The 23,279-nt window shown below is 67.3% G+C and carries 26 protein-coding genes; 16 read left to right on the top strand and 10 right to left on the bottom strand.

Annotated features, from left to right (window positions below; genetic code table 11):
* Positions 1–62: 62 nt before the first annotated feature.
* Positions 63–836, bottom strand: coding sequence for an enoyl-CoA hydratase (locus ACNO8X_RS25840; protein WP_418003310.1), 774 nt, complete (start codon positions 834–836; stop codon positions 63–65).
* Between the two features lie 8 nt (positions 837–844).
* Positions 845–1,879, bottom strand: a complete 1,035-nt coding sequence (locus tag ACNO8X_RS25835; RefSeq protein ID WP_418003309.1) for an enoyl-CoA hydratase/isomerase family protein — start codon at positions 1,877–1,879, stop codon at positions 845–847.
* A 161-nt stretch (positions 1,880–2,040) separates the two neighbouring features.
* Here ACNO8X_RS25835 and ACNO8X_RS25830 point away from each other — a divergent pair, with 161 nt between their 5' ends.
* The gene (locus ACNO8X_RS25830; RefSeq protein ID WP_043395837.1) at positions 2,041–2,883 is read left to right on the top strand and encodes a Bax inhibitor-1/YccA family membrane protein; all 843 of its coding nucleotides are present in this window, start codon (positions 2,041–2,043) and stop codon (positions 2,881–2,883) included.
* A 66-nt stretch (positions 2,884–2,949) separates the two neighbouring features.
* Here ACNO8X_RS25830 and purT read toward each other — a convergent pair whose 3' ends face one another.
* Positions 2,950–4,149: a formate-dependent phosphoribosylglycinamide formyltransferase gene (gene purT / locus ACNO8X_RS25825; RefSeq protein ID WP_418003308.1), complete on the bottom strand. Its 1,200-nt coding sequence runs from the start codon at positions 4,147–4,149 to the stop codon at positions 2,950–2,952.
* A 269-nt stretch (positions 4,150–4,418) separates the two neighbouring features.
* On the opposite strand from purT, the gene ACNO8X_RS25820 reads away from it, so the two are divergent.
* Positions 4,419–5,291: an endonuclease domain-containing protein gene (locus tag ACNO8X_RS25820; protein ID WP_418003307.1), complete on the top strand. Its 873-nt coding sequence runs from the start codon at positions 4,419–4,421 to the stop codon at positions 5,289–5,291.
* Positions 5,292–5,437: 146 nt separating this feature from the next.
* Here ACNO8X_RS25820 and ACNO8X_RS25815 read toward each other — a convergent pair whose 3' ends face one another.
* Positions 5,438–6,655 carry an acetyl-CoA C-acetyltransferase gene (locus ACNO8X_RS25815; protein WP_043395831.1) on the bottom strand — a complete coding sequence of 406 codons (1,218 nt, stop codon included), beginning with the start codon at positions 6,653–6,655 and terminating at the stop codon, positions 5,438–5,440.
* A 51-nt stretch (positions 6,656–6,706) separates the two neighbouring features.
* Positions 6,707–7,675 (bottom strand): SGNH/GDSL hydrolase family protein, encoded by a 969-nt coding sequence (locus tag ACNO8X_RS25810; protein ID WP_418003306.1) that lies wholly within the window; start codon positions 7,673–7,675, stop codon positions 6,707–6,709.
* A gap of 206 nt (positions 7,676–7,881) precedes the next feature.
* On the opposite strand from ACNO8X_RS25810, the gene ACNO8X_RS25805 reads away from it, so the two are divergent.
* The 7 genes from ACNO8X_RS25805 (at position 7,882) to ACNO8X_RS25775 (ending at position 13,491) form a co-directional block, all read left to right on the top strand.
* Positions 7,882–8,934 carry an alpha/beta hydrolase gene (locus ACNO8X_RS25805; RefSeq protein WP_418003305.1) on the top strand — a complete coding sequence of 351 codons (1,053 nt, stop codon included), beginning with the start codon at positions 7,882–7,884 and terminating at the stop codon, positions 8,932–8,934.
* 42 nt (positions 8,935–8,976) lie between these two features.
* Positions 8,977–10,371 (top strand): cystathionine beta-synthase, encoded by a 1,395-nt coding sequence (locus ACNO8X_RS25800; protein ID WP_418003304.1) that lies wholly within the window; start codon positions 8,977–8,979, stop codon positions 10,369–10,371.
* A gap of 85 nt (positions 10,372–10,456) precedes the next feature.
* Entirely contained in the window at positions 10,457–10,834 is a 378-nt protein-coding gene (locus ACNO8X_RS25795; RefSeq protein ID WP_418003303.1) for a CD225/dispanin family protein, read from the top strand.
* Positions 10,835–10,846: 12 nt separating this feature from the next.
* Positions 10,847–11,275 carry a DUF2752 domain-containing protein gene (locus ACNO8X_RS25790; RefSeq protein WP_418003302.1) on the top strand — a complete coding sequence of 143 codons (429 nt, stop codon included), beginning with the start codon at positions 10,847–10,849 and terminating at the stop codon, positions 11,273–11,275.
* Between the two features lie 51 nt (positions 11,276–11,326).
* Positions 11,327–12,445 carry a hypothetical protein gene (locus ACNO8X_RS25785; RefSeq protein WP_418003301.1) on the top strand — a complete coding sequence of 373 codons (1,119 nt, stop codon included), beginning with the start codon at positions 11,327–11,329 and terminating at the stop codon, positions 12,443–12,445.
* Between the two features lie 66 nt (positions 12,446–12,511).
* Positions 12,512–12,997: an RDD family protein gene (locus tag ACNO8X_RS25780; protein ID WP_418003300.1), complete on the top strand. Its 486-nt coding sequence runs from the start codon at positions 12,512–12,514 to the stop codon at positions 12,995–12,997.
* Complete coding sequence (locus tag ACNO8X_RS25775; RefSeq protein WP_418003299.1) at positions 12,997–13,491, top strand: RDD family protein; 495 nt, start codon at positions 12,997–12,999, stop codon at positions 13,489–13,491. Before ACNO8X_RS25780 ends, ACNO8X_RS25775 begins: the two co-directional genes overlap by 1 nt.
* Here ACNO8X_RS25775 and ACNO8X_RS25770 read toward each other — a convergent pair.
* Complete coding sequence (locus ACNO8X_RS25770) at positions 13,475–14,641, bottom strand: acyl-CoA dehydrogenase family protein (RefSeq protein WP_260943259.1); 1,167 nt, start codon at positions 14,639–14,641, stop codon at positions 13,475–13,477. The two genes, ACNO8X_RS25775 and ACNO8X_RS25770, sit on opposite strands and share 17 nt — an antisense overlap.
* 84 nt (positions 14,642–14,725) lie before the next feature.
* Here ACNO8X_RS25770 and ACNO8X_RS25765 point away from each other — a divergent pair, with 84 nt between their 5' ends.
* From ACNO8X_RS25765 to ACNO8X_RS25755, 3 genes are read left to right on the top strand one after another with little or no spacing between them, the layout of a single operon-like run.
* Entirely contained in the window at positions 14,726–15,241 is a 516-nt protein-coding gene (locus ACNO8X_RS25765; RefSeq protein ID WP_418003298.1) for a DUF4190 domain-containing protein, read from the top strand.
* A 15-nt stretch (positions 15,242–15,256) separates the two neighbouring features.
* Positions 15,257–15,769, top strand: coding sequence for a TM2 domain-containing protein (locus ACNO8X_RS25760; protein WP_418003297.1), 513 nt, complete (start codon positions 15,257–15,259; stop codon positions 15,767–15,769).
* A gap of 10 nt (positions 15,770–15,779) precedes the next feature.
* Positions 15,780–16,952, top strand: a complete 1,173-nt coding sequence (locus ACNO8X_RS25755) for a cystathionine gamma-synthase (RefSeq protein ID WP_418003296.1) — start codon at positions 15,780–15,782, stop codon at positions 16,950–16,952.
* A gap of 65 nt (positions 16,953–17,017) precedes the next feature.
* On the opposite strand, the gene ACNO8X_RS25750 is transcribed toward ACNO8X_RS25755, so the two are convergent.
* The 3 genes from ACNO8X_RS25750 to ACNO8X_RS25740 form a co-directional block, all read right to left on the bottom strand.
* Complete coding sequence (locus ACNO8X_RS25750; RefSeq protein WP_418003295.1) at positions 17,018–17,683, bottom strand: GOLPH3/VPS74 family protein; 666 nt, start codon at positions 17,681–17,683, stop codon at positions 17,018–17,020.
* Positions 17,684–17,729: 46 nt separating this feature from the next.
* Positions 17,730–18,224: a transcription elongation factor GreA gene (gene greA / locus ACNO8X_RS25745; RefSeq protein WP_043395809.1), complete on the bottom strand. Its 495-nt coding sequence runs from the start codon at positions 18,222–18,224 to the stop codon at positions 17,730–17,732.
* 267 nt (positions 18,225–18,491) lie between these two features.
* Positions 18,492–18,914, bottom strand: coding sequence for a DUF4307 domain-containing protein (locus ACNO8X_RS25740; protein ID WP_418003294.1), 423 nt, complete (start codon positions 18,912–18,914; stop codon positions 18,492–18,494).
* Between the two features lie 120 nt (positions 18,915–19,034).
* Here ACNO8X_RS25740 and mca point away from each other — a divergent pair, with 120 nt between their 5' ends.
* Genes mca through ACNO8X_RS25720 form a run of 4 tightly spaced genes read left to right on the top strand, consistent with a single transcriptional unit; the run spans position 19,035 to position 22,551 of the window.
* The gene (mca, locus tag ACNO8X_RS25735; protein WP_418003293.1) at positions 19,035–19,901 is read left to right on the top strand and encodes a mycothiol conjugate amidase Mca; all 867 of its coding nucleotides are present in this window, start codon (positions 19,035–19,037) and stop codon (positions 19,899–19,901) included.
* Positions 19,898–20,206, top strand: coding sequence for a hypothetical protein (locus tag ACNO8X_RS25730; RefSeq protein WP_418003292.1), 309 nt, complete (start codon positions 19,898–19,900; stop codon positions 20,204–20,206). The genes mca and ACNO8X_RS25730 overlap by 4 nt, the downstream gene beginning before the upstream one ends.
* Positions 20,199–22,178, top strand: a complete 1,980-nt coding sequence (locus ACNO8X_RS25725) for a thioredoxin domain-containing protein (RefSeq protein ID WP_418003291.1) — start codon at positions 20,199–20,201, stop codon at positions 22,176–22,178. The genes ACNO8X_RS25730 and ACNO8X_RS25725 overlap by 8 nt, the downstream gene beginning before the upstream one ends.
* Before the next feature lie 10 nt (positions 22,179–22,188).
* Complete coding sequence (locus ACNO8X_RS25720) at positions 22,189–22,551, top strand: nuclear transport factor 2 family protein (protein ID WP_071289764.1); 363 nt, start codon at positions 22,189–22,191, stop codon at positions 22,549–22,551.
* On the opposite strand, the gene trhA is transcribed toward ACNO8X_RS25720, so the two are convergent.
* Positions 22,548–23,273 (bottom strand): PAQR family membrane homeostasis protein TrhA, encoded by a 726-nt coding sequence (gene trhA / locus ACNO8X_RS25715; RefSeq protein WP_418006035.1) that lies wholly within the window; start codon positions 23,271–23,273, stop codon positions 22,548–22,550. The genes ACNO8X_RS25720 and trhA overlap by 4 nt on opposite strands.
* Positions 23,274–23,279: the final 6 nt, after the last annotated feature.

The raw sequence follows: 23,279 nt of genomic DNA, 5'->3' as shown, positions 1-23,279 counted from the left end.
ACAGCGGTGCCGTCGTCGTCGGCAGGATCAGAGTCTTGAGCAGTGTCGGCCACCGCTCGACTTTACCGATGCGTGAAGTTCGGTGCGCGCTTCTCGGTGAAGGCCGCCATGCCCTCGGTCTGGTCGTCGGTGGCGAAGGCCGAGTGGAACAGCCGACGCTCGTACAGCAGGCCCTCGGCGAGGGTGCTCTCGAAGGCACGGTTGACGGCCTCCTTGGCCATCCGCGACGCCGAAAGGGACATGCCGGCAATGGTTTTGGCGACGGCGTTGGCCTCGTCGAGCAGCGCGTCGGCGGGGACCACGCGCGACACCAGGCCGCAGCGCTCGGCCTCTTCGGCGTCCATGTTGCGGCCGGTGAGGATCAGGTCCATCGCCTTGGCCTTGCCGACGGCACGGGTCAGGCGCTGGCTGCCGCCCATGCCGGGCAGCACGCCCAGCTTGATCTCGGGCTGGCCGAATTTGGCGGTGTCGGCGGCGATCAGCAGGTCGCACATCATGGCCAGCTCACAACCGCCACCGAGCGCGTAGCCGGCGACGGCCGCGATGGTGGGGGTGCGGGTCGCGGCGAACTTGTTCCACAGCGCGAAGAAGTCCTGCGAGAACACGTCGGCGAACGTCAGGCTCGCCATCTCCTTGATGTCGGCGCCTGCGGCGAAGGCCTTCTCGCTGCCGGTGATGATGATGGCGCCGATGCCCGGGTCGGCGTCGAGTTCGGCTGCGGCCGTGGTGACTTCGACCATCACCTGGCTGTTGAGCGCGTTGAGGGCCTTGGGCCGGTTAAGGGTGATGGTCGCGACGCGGTCGTCGCGGGTGACCAGGATGGTTTCGAACGTCATCAGGGCTCCTAGAAGGTCAGGTCGGGGTCGGCGGAGACGAAGTAGGCGTCGACGTCGGCGGTGGTGCAGTCCGACAGATTAGCCGGGGACCACTGCGGGTTGCGGTCCTTGTCGACGAGCTGGGCACGGATGCCCTCCACAAAGTCGTGAGACTTGTGCGACGCCATCGAGACTCGGAACTCCTGGGTGAGGACGTCCTCGAGGGTGGGCAGTTTGGCGGCGCGGCGCACGGCCTCCAGTGTGACGGTCAGCGCGATGGGGGACCGGGTGGCGATCAGGTCGGCTGCGGCGTTGGCCTCGGCGGCCTCATGGCCGCGCAGGTTTTCCAGAATCGCCGCGACGGTGTTCGCGGCGTAGCACTCGTCGATCCAATGCTGTTGTGCCAGTAGCTCACTGGCCGGCGGCTCGATGGCGTGCTTCGCCAGGGCAGCGTCGGGTCCATCGCTGATGACCAGGTCCCGGAAGGCGGCGAGGTCGGCCCGCGCGACGAAATGGTCGGCGAATCCCAGGGCGATGGCGTCCGCGCCGGAGAACGGGGCACCGGTGAGTGCGGCGTGCAGGCCGATCAGGCCGGGTGCCCGCGACAGCAGGTAGGTGCCGCCGACGTCGGGAATGAAGCCGATGCCGACCTCGGGCATGCCGAGCTTGGTCTTCTCGGTGACGACGCGGATGTTGCCGTGCGCGCCGACGCCGACGCCGCCGCCCATCACGATGCCGTCCATCAGTGAGACGTACGGCTTGGGGTAGCGGCCGATGTGGGCGTTGAGGAGATACTCGTCGTGCCAGAAGGTTCTGGCGTTGTCGTCGCCGGCCTTGGCGCTGTGGTAGAGCGCGATGACGTCGCCGCCCGCGCACAGGCCGCGCTCGCCGGCGCCGGTCAGCAGGACCGCACGCACGCTGTCGTCGTGCTCCCACGCGGTGAGCGCCTCGGCGAGGCCCGTGACCATCACATGGTTGAGCGAATTGATGGCCTTCGGACGATTCAGCGTGACGACGCCGACGCCGTTCTCGACATTTACTAGGATATCCTCGTTTTCCGCCACGGTAAGCAATCTAGATCGTTGCGCGTCGGCTACGTCGACCAGGTACCGTTTCACAGTAAGTTCCCAGTTTTTCCGTCTCGCCGGGAACCAACACCCGAAGTCGTACGTTGTGTGGGTGTTCGTCAGCAGACGGACCACAGCTTCAGGAGAGGAACCCGACGGTGCGCGAGAGCAGCAACCCGATATTTCGTTCCCTGCCCAAGTCGCAGGGCGGATACGCGCAATTCGGTAGTGGCGCAGCCGCATATGGTGCCCAGCAGACCATGGCCCAGCCGTACACCGAGTACCCGCAGCAGCAGGCCGGTTTCGCCCGGCCGCTGACCATCGATGACGTCGTCACCAAGACCGGCATCACGCTGGCGGTGCTGACGGTCAGTGCGGTCGTTTCGTACTTCACGATCATGTCGAACCTGGCGCTGGCCGGGCCCATCGCCATGATCGGTGCCCTGGGCGGCCTGGTGATGGTCCTCATCGCCACGTTCGGCCGCAAGCAGGACAACCCGGGCATCGTGCTCACCTACGCGGTGCTGGAGGGCATGTTCCTCGGCGCCTTCTCGTTCATCATGGCCAACTTCGCGGTGTCCGGCGCCAACGCCGGGGCCCTGATCGGCCAGGCGATCCTCGGCACCTTCGGTGTGTTCTTCGGCATGCTCGTCGTCTACAAGACCGGCGCCATCCGCGTCACCCCGAAGTTCACCCGCATGATCGTGGCCGGCATGTTCGGCGTCCTCGCGCTGATGCTCGGCAACATGGTCATCGGCTTCTTCAACGGCGGCGCCGGCATGGGCCTGCGCAGCGGTGGCACCATCGCGATCATCTTCTCGCTGGTCTGCATCGCGCTGGCGGCGTTCAGCTTCCTGCTCGACTTCGACGCGGCCGACCAGATGATCCGCGCCGGTGCGCCGGAGAAGGCGGCGTGGGGCGTCGCGCTCGGCCTGACCGTCACCCTGGTCTGGCTGTACGTGGAAATCCTGCGACTGCTGAGTTACTTCAACAACGACTAGCTCCGTTGACAGAGAAGGGGCGTCCGCTTCGGCGGGCGCCCCTTCTTCGTGTCACGGTGCTGTCGGTCAGACTGCGCGCGGCGTGACCCGGCTCGCGGCTTCGGCAGCGTTGCGTCGTGCGGTGTCGACATCCGCGGCGCGGGCCAGGGCCACGCCCATCCGGCGGGTCCGGAAACTCTCCGGCTTGCCGAACAGGCGAATATCGGTGCCCGGCACCTGCAGCGCGTGATCGACGCCGCCGAAGACGATGCCCTCGGCCTCGACACCGCCGTAGATCACCGCGCTGGCCCCTGGCGTCTTCAGCGAGGTGTCCACCGGCAGGCCGAGGATCGCGCGGGCATGTAGCTCGAACTCGTTCTGCCACTGCGTGATCATCGTCGTCATGCCGGTGTCGTGTGGCCGCGGGCTGACTTCGCTGAACCACACCTGGTCGCCCTTGACGAACAGCTCGACACCGAAAACGCCCTGCCCGCCGAGGTTTTCGGTGACCTTGTGCGCGATCTGCTGGGCGCCCGCCAGGGCGGCGGCCGACATCGGGTGCGGCTGCCAGCTCTCCACGTAATCGCCCGCGACCTGACGGTGCCCGATCGGTTCGCAGAACTGGGTCTCGACCTGGCCGTCGGCTTGGGCGCGGACGGTCAACAGCGTGATCTCGTAATCGAAGTCGACGAAGCCCTCGACGATGATCCGGGTGTTGGTGACGCGCGCCCCGCCCATCGCGTACTCCCAGGCCTTCGCGACGTCGTCCGGTCCGTCGAGCTTGCTCTGGCCCTTGCCCGAGCTGCTCATCACGGGCTTCACCACGCAGGGGTAGCCGATGCCGCCATCAATGGCGGCCTGGAGTTCTTCCAGCGAATCGCAGAACTTGTAGGGACTGGTCGGTACCCCGAGCTCCTCGGCGGCCAACCGGCGGATGCCCTCGCGGTCCATCGTCAGGCGGGCGGCCCGAGAGGTCGGGATCACCCGCACCACACCGGCGTCCTCGAGTTCCTGCAGCGCCGGCGTCGCGATGGCCTCGATCTCGGGCACCACGAGGTCCGGCTGCTCGGCCTCGATCAGCGCTTTGAGCTGGTCGGGGTCGGTCATCGAGATGGTGCGCGCATGGTGCGCGACCTGATGTCCCGGTGCGTTCGGATAGCGGTCGACGGCAATGGTCTCGACGCCCAAGCGCTGCAACGCGATAAGCACTTCGCGACCGAGTTCGCCGGAGCCGAGCAGCATGACCTTGGTCGCAGTGGGCGACAGAGGGGTTCCGATGGTGATCATCGGGGGCTGAGTCTATGGGGCGAGGCCCGTCGGCGCATTGACCCTGTACTGACGGCACACGCCACTCGAACAAATGCGCCATGGATTCAGGGTCAACCGTGGGTACTGGCTGATCCTGCGCTGAGGGCGTGGACCTCTCGCACTTTTGCGCCGCCAGCGCGGAGTCAATGGCGGCAGGGTTATCCACAGTTCTGGATTCGTCCACAGGCGGCGCCCGGACGGTCGACCGGGCGAACAGCTGTGTCACCTACGGCTTGCAAGGTGCCGATATGGACATCGACAACTGGCCCTTCATCGGCAGCGAGGCTCTTCAAGCGGGTGTGCTGAACCGTCACGAACTGCGTCGGCACTACCGCGCGATCATGCCGAACGTCTACGTGAACAAGCGGATTGACCCGTCACTGCCCCAGCGCGCAGCGGCTGCCTGGTTGTGGTCGCGGCGGGAAGCGGTGGTCGCGGGCTCGGCCGCGTCGAGCCTGCTCGGGGTCAAGTGGATTCCCGACGATGTCGCGATCGAATTGATCTGGGAGAACGCGCGCCCGCCACGCGGTGTCATCACTCGCGATGACTTGGTCTTCGCCGATGAGGTTCGGGCCGTCGACGGGTTGCCGGTCACCACACCGGAACGCACAGCGTTCGACATCGGGCGCCGCGGCCCGCTCAACGATGCCGTCGCACGGCTCGATGCGCTCTGTGCGGCAACGGGATTCAATCCAGGTGAGGTGTTGACACTGGCCGACGAGCATCCGCATTGTCGAGGTCTCCGGCAACTGGAACGAGCCTTGGACCTGTGTGATCCGGGCGCGCAATCTCCCCAGGAATCGAGGCTCCGAATGCTGGTGATAGCTGAGGATTTCCCTCGGCCGCAGACTCAGATCCCGGTGCTCGGGCCTGATGGCAGTCCGACGTACTTCCTCGACATGGGCTGGGAAGACCTGATGCTCGCCATCGAGTACGACGGAGCGCAGCACGCGAGCCAGCTCGGTTACGACATCGTGCGCAGCGAGTACCTAGCTGGACTCGGGTGGATCGTGGTGAGGGTGGCCGCGGGGCACCGGAAGTCAGATGTCTTGGCCCGCGTGAACCGCGCTTGGGACCTTGCGGTGCGCCGCCGCAATCCCGCTGCATTCACGCTGCGATGAGGGCGTGGACTTCTCGCACTTTTGCGCCGCCAGCGCGGAGTCAACCCCAGAAACACGTTGACCCTGTACCTGGGGCGCATGTCACTCGAACAAATGCGCCCTGAGTACAGGGTCAACGCGAGGCGGCGGGACGCCGCGTCAGGAACTTACGAAAGCCGCTCGATGATCATGGCCATACCCTGGCCACCACCGACACACATGGTCTCGATGCCGAACTGCTTGTCGTGAGTCTGCAGGTTGTTGATCAGCGTCGCGGTGATGCGGGCACCGGTCATACCGAACGGGTGGCCGAGGGCAATGGCGCCACCGGAGACGTTCAGGCGGTCCTCGTCCATGCCGAGGGCGCGGGCCGAGCCCAGGACCTGCACGGCGAAGGCCTCGTTGATCTCGTACAGGTCGACGTCGCCGATGTTCATGTTGGCGCGGCCGAGGGCCTGCTTGACGGCCTCGATCGGGCCCAGGCCCATGATCTCCGGGGACAGACCCGACACACCGGTCGAGACGATGCGCGCCAGCGGGGTCAGGCCGAGGGCCTTGGCCTTCTCGTCGCTCATGATCACCAGGGCGGCGGCGCCATCGTTCAGCGGGCAGGCGTTACCGGCGGTGATGGTGCCGTTCGGGCGGAACACCGGGTTCAGCTGGCTGATCTTCTCGTAGGTGGTGCCGGCGCGCGGGCCGTCATCCTTGGAGACGATGGTGCCGTCGGGCAGGGTGACCGGGACGATCTCGCGCTCGAAGAAGCCGGCGTTGATGGCCTCTTCCGCCTTGTTCTGCGACCGGACGCCCCAGTGGTCCTGGTCCTCGCGGCTGATGCCGGTGTGCAGGACGACGTTCTCGGCGGTCTGGCCCATGGCGATGTAGACGTCGGGGAGGACGCCGTCCGCGCGCGGGTCGTGCCACTCGGTGGCGCCTTCGGCCTGCTTGAGGGTGCGGGCCTGGGCCTCGTCGAACAACGAGTTCTTGCTGTTCGGGGCACCGTCGGCGGCGCCGACGCCGAAGCGCGACACGGTCTCGACACCGGCCGAGATGAACACGTCACCCTCGCCGGCCTTGATGGCGTGGAACGCCATACGGGTGGTCTGCAGCGACGACGAGCAGTAGCGGTTGACGGTGGTGCCCGGCATGAAGTCGTAGCCGAGCTCGACGGCCACGGCGCGGCCGAGGTTGTAGGCGGCCTCACCACCGGGCTGTCCGCAACCGATCATCAGGTCGGCGACGTCGCGCGGGTCCAGCGCGGGGACCTTGTCCAATGCGGCGCGGACCATCTGCGCGGCGAGGTCGTCGGGCCGCATGGTGGCCAGCGACCCCTTGACGGCACGGCCGATGGGGGAGCGGGCGGTGGAGACGATGACGGCTTCGGGCATGACGGGAGCTCCTAGTCGATCCAAAGAAAAACGTATTGCTTTCCTCGGAATTTATCCCGTCACAGGAGCGACGATCGGCGCGGGTACGCCTGTCGTGCGCCGCCACAGGCGCGACACGTTTGTCAACCGCGCCAGCGCGTTGGTCTCGTCGGAGGTCCTGGAGACCAGCGCCGATGCCGGCGGCGAGTCAGTTGTCCACTCGCCCAACGCTTCACACAAGGCGGGGAGCAGCTGCTGGGCGGCCAGGGAGTACCCGGCGGCGGACGGATGGAACATGTCCGAGGAGAAGAGCACCTCGGGCGCCTTGAGGAAATCGGGCGACAGCAGGTCGGAGAACGGCACCGGCACGCCGCCGGAGGAACGGACCTGTCCGGCCTGGGCCCGGGCCAACCGCAGGCCACGATTGCGGGTGACGAAGCGCAGCGGTTGTGGGATGGCAGCGATGGCGCCGAAGTCCGGGCAGGTGCCGACGACGACGACCGCGCCGCTGGCGTGCAGGCGCTGCACGGCGTTCCCCAGTCGGTGGGCCGACTGCCAGATGCCGTTGACGGCGGTGATGTCGTTGGCGCCGATCATGATGACCGCGGCGTCCGGCGGTGGACCCGCGACGAACATGGCGTCGATCTGGCCCGACAGGCCCTTGGAGGTCGCGCCCACGATGGCCTTGGTGGACAGCCGGATTCGCTTGCCGGACTGCTGCGCCAGCCCTCGGGCGAGCAGTACTCCGGGCACTTCGTCTGCGCTGTGGCAGCCGTATCCCGTGGCGGTGGAGTCGCCGAAGACCATCAAATGCAGGTCGAACGGCACCCCGCGCTGCCATTTTTCGACGGGTCCGCCACCGGGGCTGTAGACGCCGTCAGCTCTGGGTGGGACGTCCCACGACTTGGGTATCACTCGGCGGGCCTTGGCGGCCTGCCCGGTCAACAGGTTTCGCGCCCCGACGTAGAACGAGCCCGTCGAGGCGATGGTGGCTGCTGCCGCCAGCGCGATAGTCGTTCGGCGAGGTGCACGTGTGCCCACGGCGACAAGTCTAGGTCGGTTGCAGTGATTCGCAGGTCGATGAACCGCGGGTGACCCGATCACGTAGTCATATCGACTGCGGCATCATTTCGGCGACTTTGATTGTTGATCTATGTAGCAGTGGCAAGCTAAGTTACGCGGGTTGTCTATTAAGTGATGTAAATAACGAAGTGCACCGGAACTACAAAGGCGTAGGAGTGGTGGCGATGACCGCACCGAGTAGGGTCGTCAGGACCCATAGTATTGGCATAAGTGCTGTTAAGGGGCGGAAACCACGCCGCTACCCGGTCAGCGACGGCGCGCCGGTAGAGATCATCGAGGACGGTCCGAGCCTTGCCGGACGCCTGATGTCAGTGGCCGCAACCCTCGCCATCAAGTCAACTCTGACCATCGGCAGCTACGTTCCAAAGGCCCCCTGGCCATGGGGAATGGTCGACTTCGTCGCCCGCGTCATGAGGCCCGAGCCGGGCACCATCCGCGCCACGATCGGTTTGCCGAACTGCACGGCGCACCTGGTCCGCGCCAAGGGCGTGCTGCCGGCCGACGGCAGGCGCAGCGTCATCCTCTACATGCACGGGGGGGCGTTCCTGACCTGTGGCGTGCACACCCACGGTCGCGTGGTCGGCGCGCTGTCGAAGTACGCCGACGCCCCCGTCCTGGTCGTCGACTACCGGATGATCCCGAAGCATTCGATCGGCGAGGCCATCGAGGACTGTCACGACGCCTACCGCTGGTTGCGCTTGAAGGGCTACGAGCCGGACCAGATCGTGCTGGCCGGCGATTCGGCCGGCGGCTACCTGTCGCTGGCGCTGGCCGAGAAGCTCCAGGAGGAAGGCGAGCTGCCGGCCGCGGTGGCGACCATGTCGCCACTCTTCGAGATCGACAACGAGAGCCGCGCCCAGCACCCGAACATGAAGTCCGACGCGATGTTCCCGGCGCACGCCTTCGACGCGCTGGTCGAACTCATCGAGCACGCCGCGTCGCGCCACATCGTCGACGGCCGGCCTGAAGAGGTGTACGAGCCGCTCGATCACATCGAGCCCGGGCTGCCGCGCACCCTGATCCACGTCTCCGGCTCCGAGGTGCTGCTCAACGACGCCCGCAAGGCCGCCCACATGCTGGCCGCCAGCGGTGTGCCCGTCGAGGTGCACGTGTGGCCCGGTCAGATGCACGTGTTCCAACTCGCTGCCCCGCTGGTCAAGGAAGCCGACCGCTCCCTGAAGCAGATCGGCGAGTACATCCGCGAGGCAACCTGGTAATCCGGTATGCGCAACCAGGGTGCGGCCTGACAACATGTACCCATGCGCATCGCCCGGCACATCAGTGAGCTCATCGGCAATACGCCTCTGGTCCAACTGAACTCGGTTGTCCCAGCGGGCTCCGGGGTGGTGGCGGCCAAGATCGAGTACCTCAACCCCGGCGGCAGCGCCAAGGACCGCATCGCGGTCAAGATGATCGACGCCGCCGAAGAGGCGGGACTGCTCAAGCCGGGCGGAACCATCGTCGAACCCACTTCCGGTAACACGGGCGTCGGGCTCGCCATCGTCGCGCAGCAGCGCGGTTACAAGTGCATCTTCGTCTGCCCCGACAAGGTCAGCGAGGACAAGCAGAACGTGCTGCGCGCGTACGGCGCCGACGTCGTCGTGTGCCCGACGGCCGTGGCCCCCGACCATCCGGACAGCTACTACAGCGTCTCCAACCGCCTCGTCACCGAGATCGACGGTGCCTGGAAGCCCGACCAGTACTCGAACCCGAACGGTCCGGCCAGCCACTACGAGACCACCGGCCCGGAGATCTGGGCCGACACCGACGGCAAGATCACGCATTTCGTGGCGGGCGTCGGCACCGGCGGCACCATCACGGGCACGGGCCGCTACCTCAAAGAGGTCTCGGGCGGCCGGGTGAAGGTCGTCGGCGTCGACCCCGAGGGGTCGGTGTACTCCGGTGGCACCGGCCGGCCGTACCTCGTCGAGGGCGTCGGTGAGGACTTCTGGCCGTCGGCCTACGACCCGAGCATTCCCGACGAGATCATCGCCGTTTCCGACGCCGATTCGTTCGAGATGACCCGGCGCCTGGCGCGCGAAGAGGCCCTGCTGGTCGGTGGCTCGTGCGGCATGGCCGCGGTCGCCGCGATCAAGGTCGCTGAGCGCGAGGGTCCCGACGCGCTCGTCGTCGTGCTGCTGCCGGATGGCGGAAGAGGCTATCTGTCAAAGGTTTTCAACGACGAGTGGATGTCGTCGTACGGCTTCCTGCGGAGCCGGCTGGACGGCACGCCCGAGGAACACACTGTCGGCGACGTGCTGCGCGGCAAGTCCGGTGCGCTGCCGGACCTGGTGCACACCCACCCGTCGGAGACGGTGCGCGACGCCATCGGCATCCTGCGCGAGTACGGCGTCTCGCAGATGCCGGTGGTCGGTGCGGAGCCGCCCGTGATGGCCGGTGAAGTGGCGGGCAGCGTGTCCGAACGTGAGCTGCTCTCAGCGGTTTTCGAAGGCCGGGCGAAGTTGGCCGACGCGGTGGCGCAGCACATGGGCCCGCCGCTGCCGCTGATCGGCGCGGGCGAGCTGGCGTCCGCGGCGGCCAAGGAACTGCGCGAGGTCGACGCCGTCATGGTCGTCGACGACGGCAAGCCCGTCGGTGTGCTGACCCGGCACGATCTACTCGGCTTCCTGTCACAGGGCGGCTCGCGCAAATAAGCCGCGTAAGCAGGGGAGATTGACTTATCTTCTCCGATAGGGCGAGACGCTCGCTTCTCGCTAGTTCACCTTTGGAAAGGCCGCAATGACCGAGTACCCGCCACCGCCGCCCGGGAATTTCCCGCCGCCCCCTCCGGGGAACTTCCCGCCGCCTCCGCCGGGCGGTTACCCGCCGGCCGGTGGATATCCCGCTGCCGGCGGGCCGCCGGACAACAACCTGGTGTGGGGCATCCTCGTCACCATCTTCTGCTGCTTGCCGTTCGGCATCGTGTCGATCGTCAAGGCGACGCAGGTCTCCGGACTGTGGCAGCAGGGCCGGCCTGACCTGGCTCAGGCCGCCGCTGACGAAGCCAAGAAGTGGGCCATGTGGGGCGCCATCGCCGGTGCCGTGGTGGCCGTGCTCTACATCGTCTTCGTCGTCGTGCTCGGCGCGTTCTCGTTCTCGACGTCGTACCCCAACTAGTCAGGTTCGACGATGCAACACCTGCAGCGGCCCAAGGCGGTTAGTCCGCTCCTTGGGCCGCTCGGTGTTGCGGCAACCGCCGGCGTCGTGTGCTGCGCGGTGTGGCTGAGCGACCCGACAGTGCCGGGTGGCCCGATTCCGGTCTGCCCCACCAAGGCGCTATTTGGCATCGATTGCCCCGGCTGCGGCAGCATGCGAATGCTGTATTCACTGATGCATGGCGACGTTTCGGCTGCGCTGCATTTCAACGCGGTCGGTGTGATCGCCTTGGTGCTGCTCATCTGGGCCTATGGCGCATGGACCTATGGCCGTGTCGTGGGCCGACGAATCAGCAGTTGGCAGCATCGACGTTGGGCCGCTCCGGCTGTTTTGACGGTAGTGTGCATTTGGTTTGTTATTCGGAATGTGCCGATAGCGCCGTTCATTTCGTTGTACGTGTAGTTCACGTTGTAACTAGAAACGCCACATCCACATCGCTCGGAGGGACGAAAGATGACGGACCAACCGACGGAAGGCACGCCGCCGGACGCCAATCAGCCGACGGAGTACATTCCACAGCCACCGCCGGGTGGGTTCCCTCCGCCGCCTCCGGGAGGCGCTCCGACGGAGTACATCCCGCAGCCGCCGCAAGGCGGAGGCTTCCCGCCACCGCCGCAGGGCGGTTACCCGCCGCCCCCGCAGGGCGGTTACCCGCCGCCCCCGCAGGGTGGCTACCCGCCGCCCCAGGGTGGTTTCCCACCGCCACAAGGTGGTTTCCCACCGCCACAAGGTGGATACGCGCCGCCACCACCTCCGGGCGGTGCCTACCCGCCGCCCCCGCCGCCGCAGGGTGGCTTCGCTCCGCCGCCACCGGGGGCCTACCCGCCGGCCGGGTACCAGTACGGCGCGCCGGGCGGTGCGGCTCAGTTCAGCGTCGGCGACGCACTGTCGTGGGCGTGGAACAAGTTCACCAAGAACCCGGCGCCGCTGATCGTGTCGACGTTGGTCTACACCCTCGTCGTCGCTGTGATCGCCGGCATCGTGCAGTTCAGTGCCCTGGGCCTGGCTGAGACCTCGGTCTCGAGCTACTCGGCGGACGACGCCGGATTCAGCTACTCGTACAACATCACCTCACTCGGGCCCGCCAGCATCGCCATCCTGGTGCTCGGTTACCTCGTGCTGCTGGTTGTCGCAGCGGCGATCTCGTCGGCCAACTACGTCGGCCTGCTGGGCATCGCCGACGGACAGCCGACCACCATCGGGTCGTTCTTCAAGCCGCGCTACATCGGCCCGATGATCCTGCTGACGCTCATCGTGGGTGTGCTCGTGGGCATCGGTTACGCGTTGTGCGTGATCCCCGGTTTGGTCGTCGCACTGTTCGCGATGTTCGCGCACCCGATCCTGGTCGACCGCAATCTGTCGCCGATCGATGCGATCAAGGCCAGCATTGACATCGTGAAAGCCAATGTCGGACAGGTGATTCTGGTCTGGCTGGTGGCAGGGTTGATCGCCGTCGCAGGCGCGTTCGCCTGCGGTGTCGGCATTCTCGTCTCGGGTCCGGTCGCCTCGCTGATGCTGGTGTACACCTACCGTCGCCTCAGCGGTGGTCAGGTCGCCCCACTGACGCAGTAACGCTGTGGCCTGTTCGGGGGACGTGGCCGGTTGGTCGCAGCCCCCGAACAGGTATGACGGCAGCAGATGAGACAGGACGACTTGAACTACACACCCTGGTGGGCCCGCGTGGTGGCCAGCCTGATCGACCGGGTCCCCCCGCTGTTCGTCATCATCGTCGGCGGGCTGGTCGAGCGATCCCAGCGTGTGACGAAATGCCTTGCCGATCAGGCGGATTACAGCATCGGCCCATTCTGCGCCACCGGGAACTCGGTCGCCGGCGTGCTGATCTGGCTGGCCGGCGTCATCGTCGCGGTGCTGTTCATGGTGTGGAATCACGGCTACTTGCAAGGCACCACGGGCGCCAGCCTGGGTAAGCGGGTCCTGCATTTCCAGGTGATCGACGAAAAGACGGGGGAGCCCGTCGGCTTCGGCCGGTCGGTGGTGCGGCAGCTGGCCCACGTCGTCGACGCCATTCCGGTTTACGCCGGGTACCTGTTCCCGCTGTGGGACGCCAAGCGGCAGACGTTGGCGGACAAGATCATGTCGACGGTCTGCGTGTCGACCCGTTGATGACGTACGCCCCGTGGTGGCGCCGCGCCGCCGCCACCGTCATCGATCTGATGCCGCTGCTGGTGCTCACCGCGGCCGGCGCGGCGCTGGTCTGGCTCACCCGCGACCGGGTGTGCGACACCGATACCTCCGCATTCGACGGTGGCGCGCAATGCGGCGACGGCTACTCGACGCTGGGCTACGTCAGCCTGGTCGCGACCTGGGGGCTCATGGTGGGGTATCTCGTCTGGAACTTCGGCTACCGCCAGGGCCGCACCGGCGCCAGCCTCGGCAAGACCGCCCTGCGCTGCCGAGTGGTCGGCCAAACCTCAGGGGCGCCAATCGGTTTCACGCGGTCCCTGCTGCGGCAGGCCGTGCACCTGACCGACCTCTCGATCGTCGGCTACCTCTGGCCGCTGTGGGACGCGCACCGGCGGACTTTCGCCGACATGGTCATAGGGACGGTCTGCGTGACACCGCCGCGCAAGCGCACTCCGGTCAGCGGAACGCACTGACTCCCGTCAACGCCTGCCCGATCACCAACTGGTGCACCTCGGACGTCCCCTCGTAGGTCAGTACCGACTCCAGATTGTTGGCGTGCCGGATCACCGGGTACTCCAGAGTGATGCCATTGGCGCCCAACAGGGTTCGACATTGCCGGGCGATCTTGATGGCCTCGCGGACGTTGTTCAGCTTGCCTACGCTGATCTGCTCGGGCTGAATCTTCCCGGCGTCCTTGAGCCGGCCGAGCTGCAGCGCAAGCAGCTGCGCCTTGCCCAGTTCGACGGCCATGTCCGCGATCTTGGCCTGCGTCAGTTGGTATTCCGCGAGGGTCTTGTCGAACACCGTGCGGGTGCCGACGTAGTCCAGCGTCGCCTGCAGGCAGTCGCGGGCCGCACCCACCGCGCCGAACACGATGCCGAACCGTGCCTCCGACAGGCAGCTCAGCGGCCCGGCCAGACCGCGGGCGCCGGGCAGCCGCGCGGACTCGGGCAGCCGCACGTCATCGAGGCTGAATTCCGAGGTGACCGAGGCCCGCAGCGACATCTTGCGAGTCATCTCGCGGGCGCTGAAACCCGGTGTGTCCGTGGGCACCGCGAAGCCAAGCACGCCCTCCTCGGCCCGGGCCCACACGACCGCGACATCGGCGACCGAGGCATTGGTGATCCACATCTTCGACCCGTTGAGCACCCAATCGTCGCCGTCCCGGCGGGCGGTGGTGCGCATGCCACCGGGGTTGGAACCGAAGTCGGGCTCGGTGAGACCGAAACAGCCGATCAGATCACCCGCCGCCATCCCCGGCAGCCACTGCTCACGTTGCTCTTCGCTGCCCCAATGGTGAATCGCGAACATGGCGAGCGAACCCTGCACCGACACCAGCGAACGGATGCCGCTGTCGACCGCTTCCAGTTCCTGGCACACCAGCCCGTACGCCGTCGCCGTCGAACCGCTGCAGCCGTACCCGGTGAGGTGCATGCCGAGTAGGCCCAGCTTGCCCACCTCGGTGGCGATCTCCCGCACCGGCACCGAACCGTTCTCGAACCACTCGGCGATGAACGGACGCAGCCGCTGTTCGCCGAACTGGCGCACCATGGTGCGCAATTCGATGTCCTCGGCGCTCAGCAGGTCGTCAGTGCCGAGCAGGTTGTCGATCGAGGCTGTCATGGTGCAGTTCTACACCGGGAGTTCGGCGTAAGGCGAGTGCCCGCCCCGGCTACGCTGGTCGCTCAGGGACAGACGGGGTGGACGATGACAGAGCACGAACAGAACCAGGGCGCGGACGAGCCGGAGGCTTCGACCCCGGCTTACGGCATGCCGCCGCTCCCGGCCTATGGCGCGGAGCTCTACCCGCCGACGCCGGCGCCCGAAGCGTTTCCGCCGCCGGTTCCCGGGTACCCGGGCCCGGGCTACCCGCCGCCGCTCGCGCCGTATCAGCCTGTGGCCCAGGGCTATCCGGGCATGCCGATGCCCGGCATGATGCCGATGGGTTACGCGCCGGTGCCGAAGACCAACGGACTGGCCATCGCATCGTTGGTCTGTTCGCTACTGGGCCTGGCGACCTGCGCGGCCACTTCGATCCTCGGGGTGATCTTCGGGCACCTCGCCAAGTCGCAGATCAAGCAGAGCGGTGAGGACGGCGACAGCATGGCTCTCGCCGGCTTGATCATCGGCTACATCGGTTTGGCGATCTTCGCGCTGATCGCCATCTTCTACTTCGGCCTGATCGCGTTCATCGTGGGCAGCAGCGGCACCACCACCTACTAGACGGGGAGTCAAGCAATGTCGAATCCATACGAGCCGACGTCGAATGCATACGAGCCCGGCGACAGTTCCGGTCAGCAGCAACCGGGCGAGCCGCAGTTCGGCCAACCGGAATACCCGGGTCACCCGCAGCAGCCGGGTCACCCGCAGCAGCCGGGCTATCCGCCACAACCGGGTTACCCGGCGCCCGGATACCCGCTGCAGGGGGGATACGCGCAGCCGGGATACCAGCAGCCGGGCTACGGCTATGCGCCGCAGTACGCGGTGGACCCCTCCGCACCGTTCGGCCGTGACCCCATGACGGGGCTGCCGCTGTCGGACAAGTCCAAGGTGACGGCCGGCCTGCTGCAGATCCTGTTGGGCGGCTTCGGCGTCGGGCGATTTTATCTCGGCTACACGACCATCGGTGTGCTGCAGCTCGTCGTCTCGCTCGTCACCTGCGGCATCGGTGCCATCTGGCCCCTCATCGACGGCGTCATGATCCTGATGGGGAACGTTCCCGACACCCAAGGACGCAAGCTCCGCGACTAGGCTGGCGCCTGTGAGTGAGCAGCGCAGCCAGGCAGACCACTACCGGGCCTACGGGCCGTCGACCCGGGCCATTCATGCCGGGTTCCGGCCGGACCCGCAGACCGGTGCAGTCAACACCCCGATCTACGCCAGTTCGACGTTCGCGCAGGACGGCGTCGGCGGGCTGCGCGGTGGGTTCGAGTACGCCCGCACCGGCAACCCGACCCGGTCGGCGCTGGAGACGCTGCTGGCCGCCGTCGAGGGCGGGAACTACGGCCGCGCGTTCAGCTCCGGCATGGCCGCCACCGACTGCGCGCTGCGTGCCGTGCTGCGTCCGGGCGACCACATCGTCATCCCCGACGACGCCTACGGCGGCACCTTCCGGCTGATCGACAAGGTGTTCACGCAGTGGGGCATCACGCACACACCGGCGCAGCTGTCGAACCTCGACGAGGTGCGCGCGGCGATCACGTCGAAGACCCGGCTGATCTGGGTGGAGACCCCAACCAACCCGCTGCTGTCCATCGCCGACATCGCGGCCATCGTGCAGATCGGCGCGACGTCGGGGGTGAAGGTGCTGGTGGACAACACGTTTGCCTCGCCGGCGCTGCAGCAGCCGCTGTCGCTCGGGGCGGACATCGTGCTGCACTCGACCACCAAGTACATCGGCGGGCACTCGGACGTCGTCGGCGGCGCGCTGGTGACCAATGACGAGGAACTCGACGCGAAGTTCGCGTTCCTGCAGAACGGTGCCGGTGCGGTGCCGGGTCCGTTCGATGCCTACCTGACCTACCGCGGCCTCAAGACGCTGCCCCTGCGCATGCAGCGGCACTGCGAAAACGCCTTGCGGGTCGCCGAATTCCTCAACGACCACAAGGCGGTCACGACGGTGCTGTACCCGGGGCTGTCGAGCCATCCGGGCTACCAGGTGGCCGCCAAGCAGATGAGCGGATTCGGCGGCATGGTGTCGGTGCGGCTGCGCGGTGGCGAGCAGGCCGCACGCGAATTGTGCTCGCGCACCGAGATTTTCATCCTCGCCGAGTCGCTCGGCGGGGTGGAGTCCCTGATCGAGCATCCGGGCTCCATGACGCACGCGTCGACCGCCGGTTCGCAGCTGGAGGTGCCGAACGACCTGGTCCGGCTGTCGGTCGGTATCGAGGATGTGGCCGACCTGGTCGGCGACCTGGAGCAGGCGCTCGGTTAGCCCGCCGACTGGCCGGTTAAGGCACGGAAACTGCGAAAAACCGTGTCGTAACTGGCCATTCGGTGTCAGGAGACGAGCGCGCCCCGTACCGCGGCGGCCGTGACGGCGAGGTTCACCTCGGCGACGCCGGTCTCGTATTCGTTCACCCAGTGACCGCTGGCGATGTCGCCGGCGCGGGCATGAACCCATCGCCAGCCGCGGTCGTTGAGGCTCATCAGGGAACCCAGGCCGTCGACGGTGTGCAGCAGCGTCACGATGGCCGCGGTCGCAGGGCTGGGTGGTCGACGGTCGAACAACGCCGACAGCAGCTCCGCGCGGGCCTGGCCGACTCGCGCCCGGTCCGTCAGCGGCAACGCGTATTGCGGTCGGAACCTGTTGCCCCCCAACGGCTGCCGGCGCAGCTGCCCGGCGCGCTCCAGCTGGTCGATGAGACTGTTCTCGGTGCCTTTGCGCAATTTGGACAACACGTCACCGGGCCGCCGCGGTCGCTGACGCAGCAACTCCAGTGCCGGCGTGGACACCGGGTCGACGGTGCCGTCGCCCGAGAGGGCGACCAGGTGCCCGTCGGGTGCGCCGTCACCTGGCGAGGCGGGCCGAATACGGCACGCCAGCGCCAGGTCCAGCAGCACGGCACCGGACAACACCCGGTGCCGACGTGGTTGATCAAGACCTGGCTGTGCGGACGAGTTGTCCAGGAGCAGCAGATACAGGTCCTCGGTGATCTGAGCCATGGATCGTCAGCCGGTGGCCAGCGGGGTAGGACTAGCCGTGGCAGGGCTAGGCGTGATAGGGCTCGGCCTTGACCAGAGTGACCTTGACGGTGGCGCCACTGGGCACCGTGTAGCTGCGCTCCTCGCCGACCTTGGCGTCGATCAGCGCGTGGCCGAGCGGCGAGTTGGGGGAGTACACCTCGAGCTTGCCGTCGGTGACGCCTTCCTGGCGGGTGGCGATGAGGAACGTCTCGGTGTCCTTCTCGTCGCCGTCGTAGAAGACGGTGACGACGGAGCCGGGCAGCGCCACACCGGACTTCTTCGGGGCCTCGCCGACCTTGGCGAGGCTGAGCAGATCCTGCAGCTGGCGGATGCGGGCTTCCTGCTGGCCCTGCTCGTCGCGGGCTGCGTGGTAGCCGCCGTTCTCGCGGAGGTCGCCCTCTTCGCGGCGGTCGTTGATCTCCGCGGCGATGATCGGGCGGTTGGCGATCAGCTGATCGAGTTCGGCCTTCAGGCGCTCGAATGCCTCTTCGGTGAGCCAGGTGACCTGGGTATCGGTCATGTCTGCTGCTCTCCTGTCGTTGTAAGTGCTTGTGTGCCCCGGCGTCGTGTCCGGGGTTGCCCCGTTACCGGGGCCGGCGGCGCTGCGATCGCGAGGGCATCGCTAGGTTTTGGGTCCCCCAGAAGGTGCCCGCAGGTGCCCGCTAATGCAGCAATACACGGCCCCAGTCGGAACCGTGTACTGAGCAAGCGTACCACTTGGGCGTCTCCGAACCGTCATGATTTCGCAGTTCGCAGTTCGCCGGATGGTTGGTTGCCCGGCCGTCGATCAGGGCGCGACCAGGTACGACGGCGCGTCGGTGCCACAGCCGTAAACATCGCCCACGACCGGCGGTTTTGTGGACTTCACGACCGCGGTCACCTGGATGGTCTTGGCCGGTGCCGGCTCGATCAGGATCTCGCGCCGCCCGGTTTCGCTGCCGTCGAGGGCCCTGGCCCGCACGATGCACACCGCCGGTTGCGCCGGGTCCTCGCGCGTGACGGAGATCGTCACCGCCACAGTTTCGTTGTCGACGATCTTGTAGCTGCTCAATTCGCCCTTGACCGGGGACGTCCCGAGGCGCTGGAAACCGACGAAGGCAAGCGCCACACCTGCGACGACGATGAGCAGCGTGAGGCCGATCGCGATGCGGCGACGGGTCAGCCGGGACATGCGCTGCTGCCCGTAGCGGGCGGTCGGACGCTCGATCATGGCTGCTTTGGGTGCCCCATCGGTCGGTTCGGATTGCTTGGACTGGAACTATAGGACCCAGCGACATGGTTGGACTCCATCGAGTTGTCCCACCGAGTAGAGACAGTAGGTAAGGCACACGTGAGCGAACTGCGGTTGATGGCGGTGCACGCGCACCCCGACGACGAGTCGAGCAAGGGTGCGGCCACCACGGCCAAGTACGCGGCCGACGGTGTCCGGGTCATGGTGGTGACCCTGACCGGCGGCGAGCGCGGCGACATCCTCAACCCGGCGATGGACCTGCCCGAGGTGCACGGCCGGATCACCGAGGTCCGCCGCGACGAGATGGCCAAGGCCGCCGAGATCCTCGGCGTCGAGCACCACTGGCTGGGGTTCGTCGACTCCGGGCTGCCTGAGGGCGACCCGCTGCCGCCGCTGCCCGACGGCTGCTTCGCGGTGGTGCCGATCGAAGAGCCCGTCCGCCGGCTGGTGCAGGTGATCCGCGAGTTCCGTCCGCACGTGATGACGACCTACGACGAAAACGGCGGCTACCCGCACCCCGACCACATCCGCTGTCATCAGGTGTCCATGGCCGCCTACGAAGCGGCCGCCGACCACGTGCAGTTCCCCGACGCCGGTGACCCCTGGAGCATCGCCAAGCTCTACTACGGCCACGGCTTCCTGCGCCGGCGCATGCAGCTGCTGCAGGACGAGTTCGCCAAGCACGGGGAAGTCGGGCCGTTCGAGAAGTGGCTGCAGCACTGGGACCCCGAGCACGATCCGTTCGCCAACCGGGTCACCACCCGTATCGAGTGCTCGGACTTCTTCCGGCAGCGTGACGAGGCGCTGCTGGCCCACGCCACGCAGATCGACCCGAACGGCGATTTCTTCCGCGCGCCCATCGAATGGCAGCAGCGGCTGTGGCCGACCGAGGAGTATGAATTGGCCCGATCCAGGGTTCCGGTGACGTTGCCCGAGACCGATCTGTTCACGGGAGTATCGCTGTGATTTCTGTTCCGCTCACCATCCTGCTGGCCGAGGGTCCGCGCCAGACGGGTCCCGACTTCGGCAAGGCCAGCCCGGCCGGGTTGGTGATCACCCTGATCCTGTTGATCGCGGTGGTGGCCCTGGTCTGGTCGATGAACCGGCACCTGCGCAAGTTGCCCGAATCCTTTGACCCCGCGCATCCCGAAGCCGATCAGGCGATCGACGACGGCACCGTCGGCGGTGTGCCACAGGAGGCTCCGGACGCCGATGCTGGGCACAAGGATGCGGGCAAGCCAGAAGCTGGGTCAGACTCCAGGGATGGCTAACACCCTCGGCTCCGCCACCAGCCCGTACCTGCGCCAGCACGCCGACAACCCGGTGCACTGGCAGCAGTGGTCGCCGGAGGCACTGGCCGAGGCCGCGGCCCGGGACGTGCCGATCCTGCTGTCCATCGGCTACGCGGCCTGCCACTGGTGCCATGTGATGGCGCACGAGTCCTTCGAGGACGAAGACGTTGCGGCTGTGGCCAATGCGGGCTTCGTGTGCATCAAGGTCGACCGGGAGGAACGTCCGGACCTCGACGCCATCTACATGAGTGCGACCGTCGCCATGACCGGCCAGGGCGGCTGGCCCATGACGTGCTTTCTGACGCCCGACGGGCGGCCGTTCTTCTGCGGCACCTACTACCCGAAAGCCGGCTTCCTGCAGCTGCTTTCGGCGGTCACCGACACCTGGCAGAACCGGCGGGCCGAGGTCGAACAGGCCTCGGACCAGATCGCCTCGGAGCTCCGCAAGATGTCGTCCGGGCTGCCCGACGGTGGACCGGTGCCCTCGCCCGAACTGTGCGACCACGCCGTCGCCGCGGTGCTGCGCGACGAGGACCTGCCCCGGGGCGGCTTCGGTCGCGCGCCCAAGTTCCCGCCGTCGGCATTGCTCGAAGCCCTGCTGCGGCACCACGAACGCACCGGCTCCGCGCTCGATGCGGTGGAACGCACCTGCGCCGCGATGGCTCGCGGCGGCATCTACGACCAACTGGCGGGTGGCTTTGCGCGCTACAGCGTGGATGCCTCGTGGGTGGTGCCCCACTTCGAAAAGATGTTGTACGACAACGCCCTACTGCTGCGGGTGTACGCGCACTGGGCGCGGCTGACCGGAAACTCGTTGGCGCGCAAGGTGGCCGACGAGACGGCACGGTTCATCATGAACGACCTCGGTGACGGCGGCATGTTCGTCTCGTCGCTGGACGCCGACACCGCCGGGCATGAGGGCCTGACCTACGTGTGGACGCCCGCGGAGCTGGTGTCGCTGCTCGGTGACGACGACGGACTTTGGGCCGCTTCGCTTTTCGAGGTCACCTCGGCCGGGACGTTCGAACACGGCAGTTCGGTGCTGCAGCTGCTGGCCGACCCTGATGACGCTGCGCGCTTCGAGCAGGTCCGCGCGAAGTTGATGGCGGCCAGGGAGCTGCGTCCGCAGCCGGGTCGCGACGACAAGGTCGTCACCGCCTGGAACGGCTTCGCGATCACCGCCCTCGCGGAGGCTGCCGTCGCGCTCGGAGCGTCCGAATTCCTTGATGCGGCAACGGGTTGCGCCCGCCGGCTGCTGGATCTGCACCTGGTCGACGGCCGGCTGCGCCGGGCCAGCCTCGGTGGCGTCGTCGGCGACAGCGTCGGGATCCTGGAGGACTACGCGGCGCTGGCGACGGGTCTGCTGACGCTGCATCAGGTGACCGCGGACGACAGATGGCTGACCGCCGCGCAGAATCTGCTCGACACCGCGCTGACGCACTTCACCGACCCCGACCGCGGCGGCCGGTGGTTCGACACCGCGGACGACGCCGAGGCCTTGCTGGTGCGCCCCGCCGACCCGGTCGACGGGGCGACGCCGTCGGGCGCCTCGTTGATCGCCGAAGCGCTGCTGACGTTCGCGCACCTGGCCGCTGAGCCGCAGCGATACATCGACGCGGCCGCCGCCACCTTGGCGTCGGCGACCCCGATCCTGGCCCGCTCGCCGCGCGGCGGCGGCCACTGGCTGGCGGTCACCGAAGCGGCCGTCCGCGGCCCCATCCAGATCGCGGTGGCCTGCGCCGACCCGAATTCGGAATTGCTCAGTGCCGCACGCAGATTCGCGCCCGGCGGGGCGATCGTCGTCGGCGGCGCGGAAGGGTCGTCGGCGCTGCTCGACGGACGTGGCCTGGTGCACGGTCAGGACGCCGCGTACGTCTGCCGTGGCCAGATGTGCGACCTGCCGGTCACGACGGCGGGGGATCTCGCCGCTGCCCTGGGCGCGGCCGTGTAGCGTGCGGCGCATGCCCAGCGCCGAGCAGATCACCGAAAACGTCAACCGTTACCTGGACCTCGTCGACGTCGCCGACGCCGACGGGATCGCGCAGCTGTACGCCGTCGATGCCGCCATCGAAGACCCGGTGGGTGGCGAGGTGCACGTCGGCCGTCAGACGATCCACGGGTTCTACTCGAACATCGCGGGCACGAAGAACTCCCACGAACTGCACACGCTGCGGGTCTGCGGCCACGAGGCCGCGTTCTACTGGAGCCTGACCGTCAACAGCGCCATGCGTATCGACATCATCAGCACCATGAACTTCGACGCCGACGCCAAGATCACGTCGATGAAGGCCTACTGGGGCCCCGCGAACGTCACCCAGCTCTAGCCGGAGAAGACCGCGAACCACATCGCGATGTAGTGGCAGATGGCCGCCACCGCGGTGCACGCGTGGAAGAACTCGTGGTGCCCGAACGTCCGGGGCCACGGGTTGGGCCACTTGACCGCGTAGAGCACGCCGCCGATCGAATACAGCGCGCCGCCGACGAGCAGCAGCACCACGGCCGTCACCCCGGCGCCTTCCAGGATCGGGCCGATGAACCAGGCCGCCACCCAGCCCAACAGGATGTACAAAGGCACGCCCAGCCAGCGCGGGGCCGTCGGCCACAGCATCTTCAGCGCCACCCCGGCGAGCGCGCCGCTCCACACGATCCAGAACAGCAGCCACCCGTTGGTGCGGACGGCCAGCAGCGCGAACGGCGTGTAGCTGCCGGCGATGAAGATGAAGATCATCGAGTGATCCATGCGCTTCATCCAGGTGCGCGTCTTCACCGACTTCCAGTTCACCCGGTGATAGGTACCGCTGACGGTGAACATGGCGACGATGGTGAAGGTGTAGAGCAACGTCGCCAATCCGGCGCGGGTGCCCTGTAAGGCCCACGACACCGAAACCAGTGCGGCGCCGGCAAAGAACGCGACCACCGCCGAATACACGTGGATCCAGCCGCGGGCTCGGGGCTTGCCCAGGAACTCGACGACGCTTTCCACCACCACGTCCGGCAGCGAATCTGAATGACGGAGTACCGCCGCAGCACGGTACGGCTTGGTCATGTGCGT

The organism is Mycobacterium sp. PDNC021, assembly GCF_048282635.1.
GTDB classification, from domain to species: domain Bacteria; phylum Actinomycetota; class Actinomycetes; order Mycobacteriales; family Mycobacteriaceae; genus Mycobacterium; species Mycobacterium llatzerense.
Note: the sequence above shows the minus strand (reverse complement) of the source record. Positions and strands in the feature narration are given on the sequence as shown.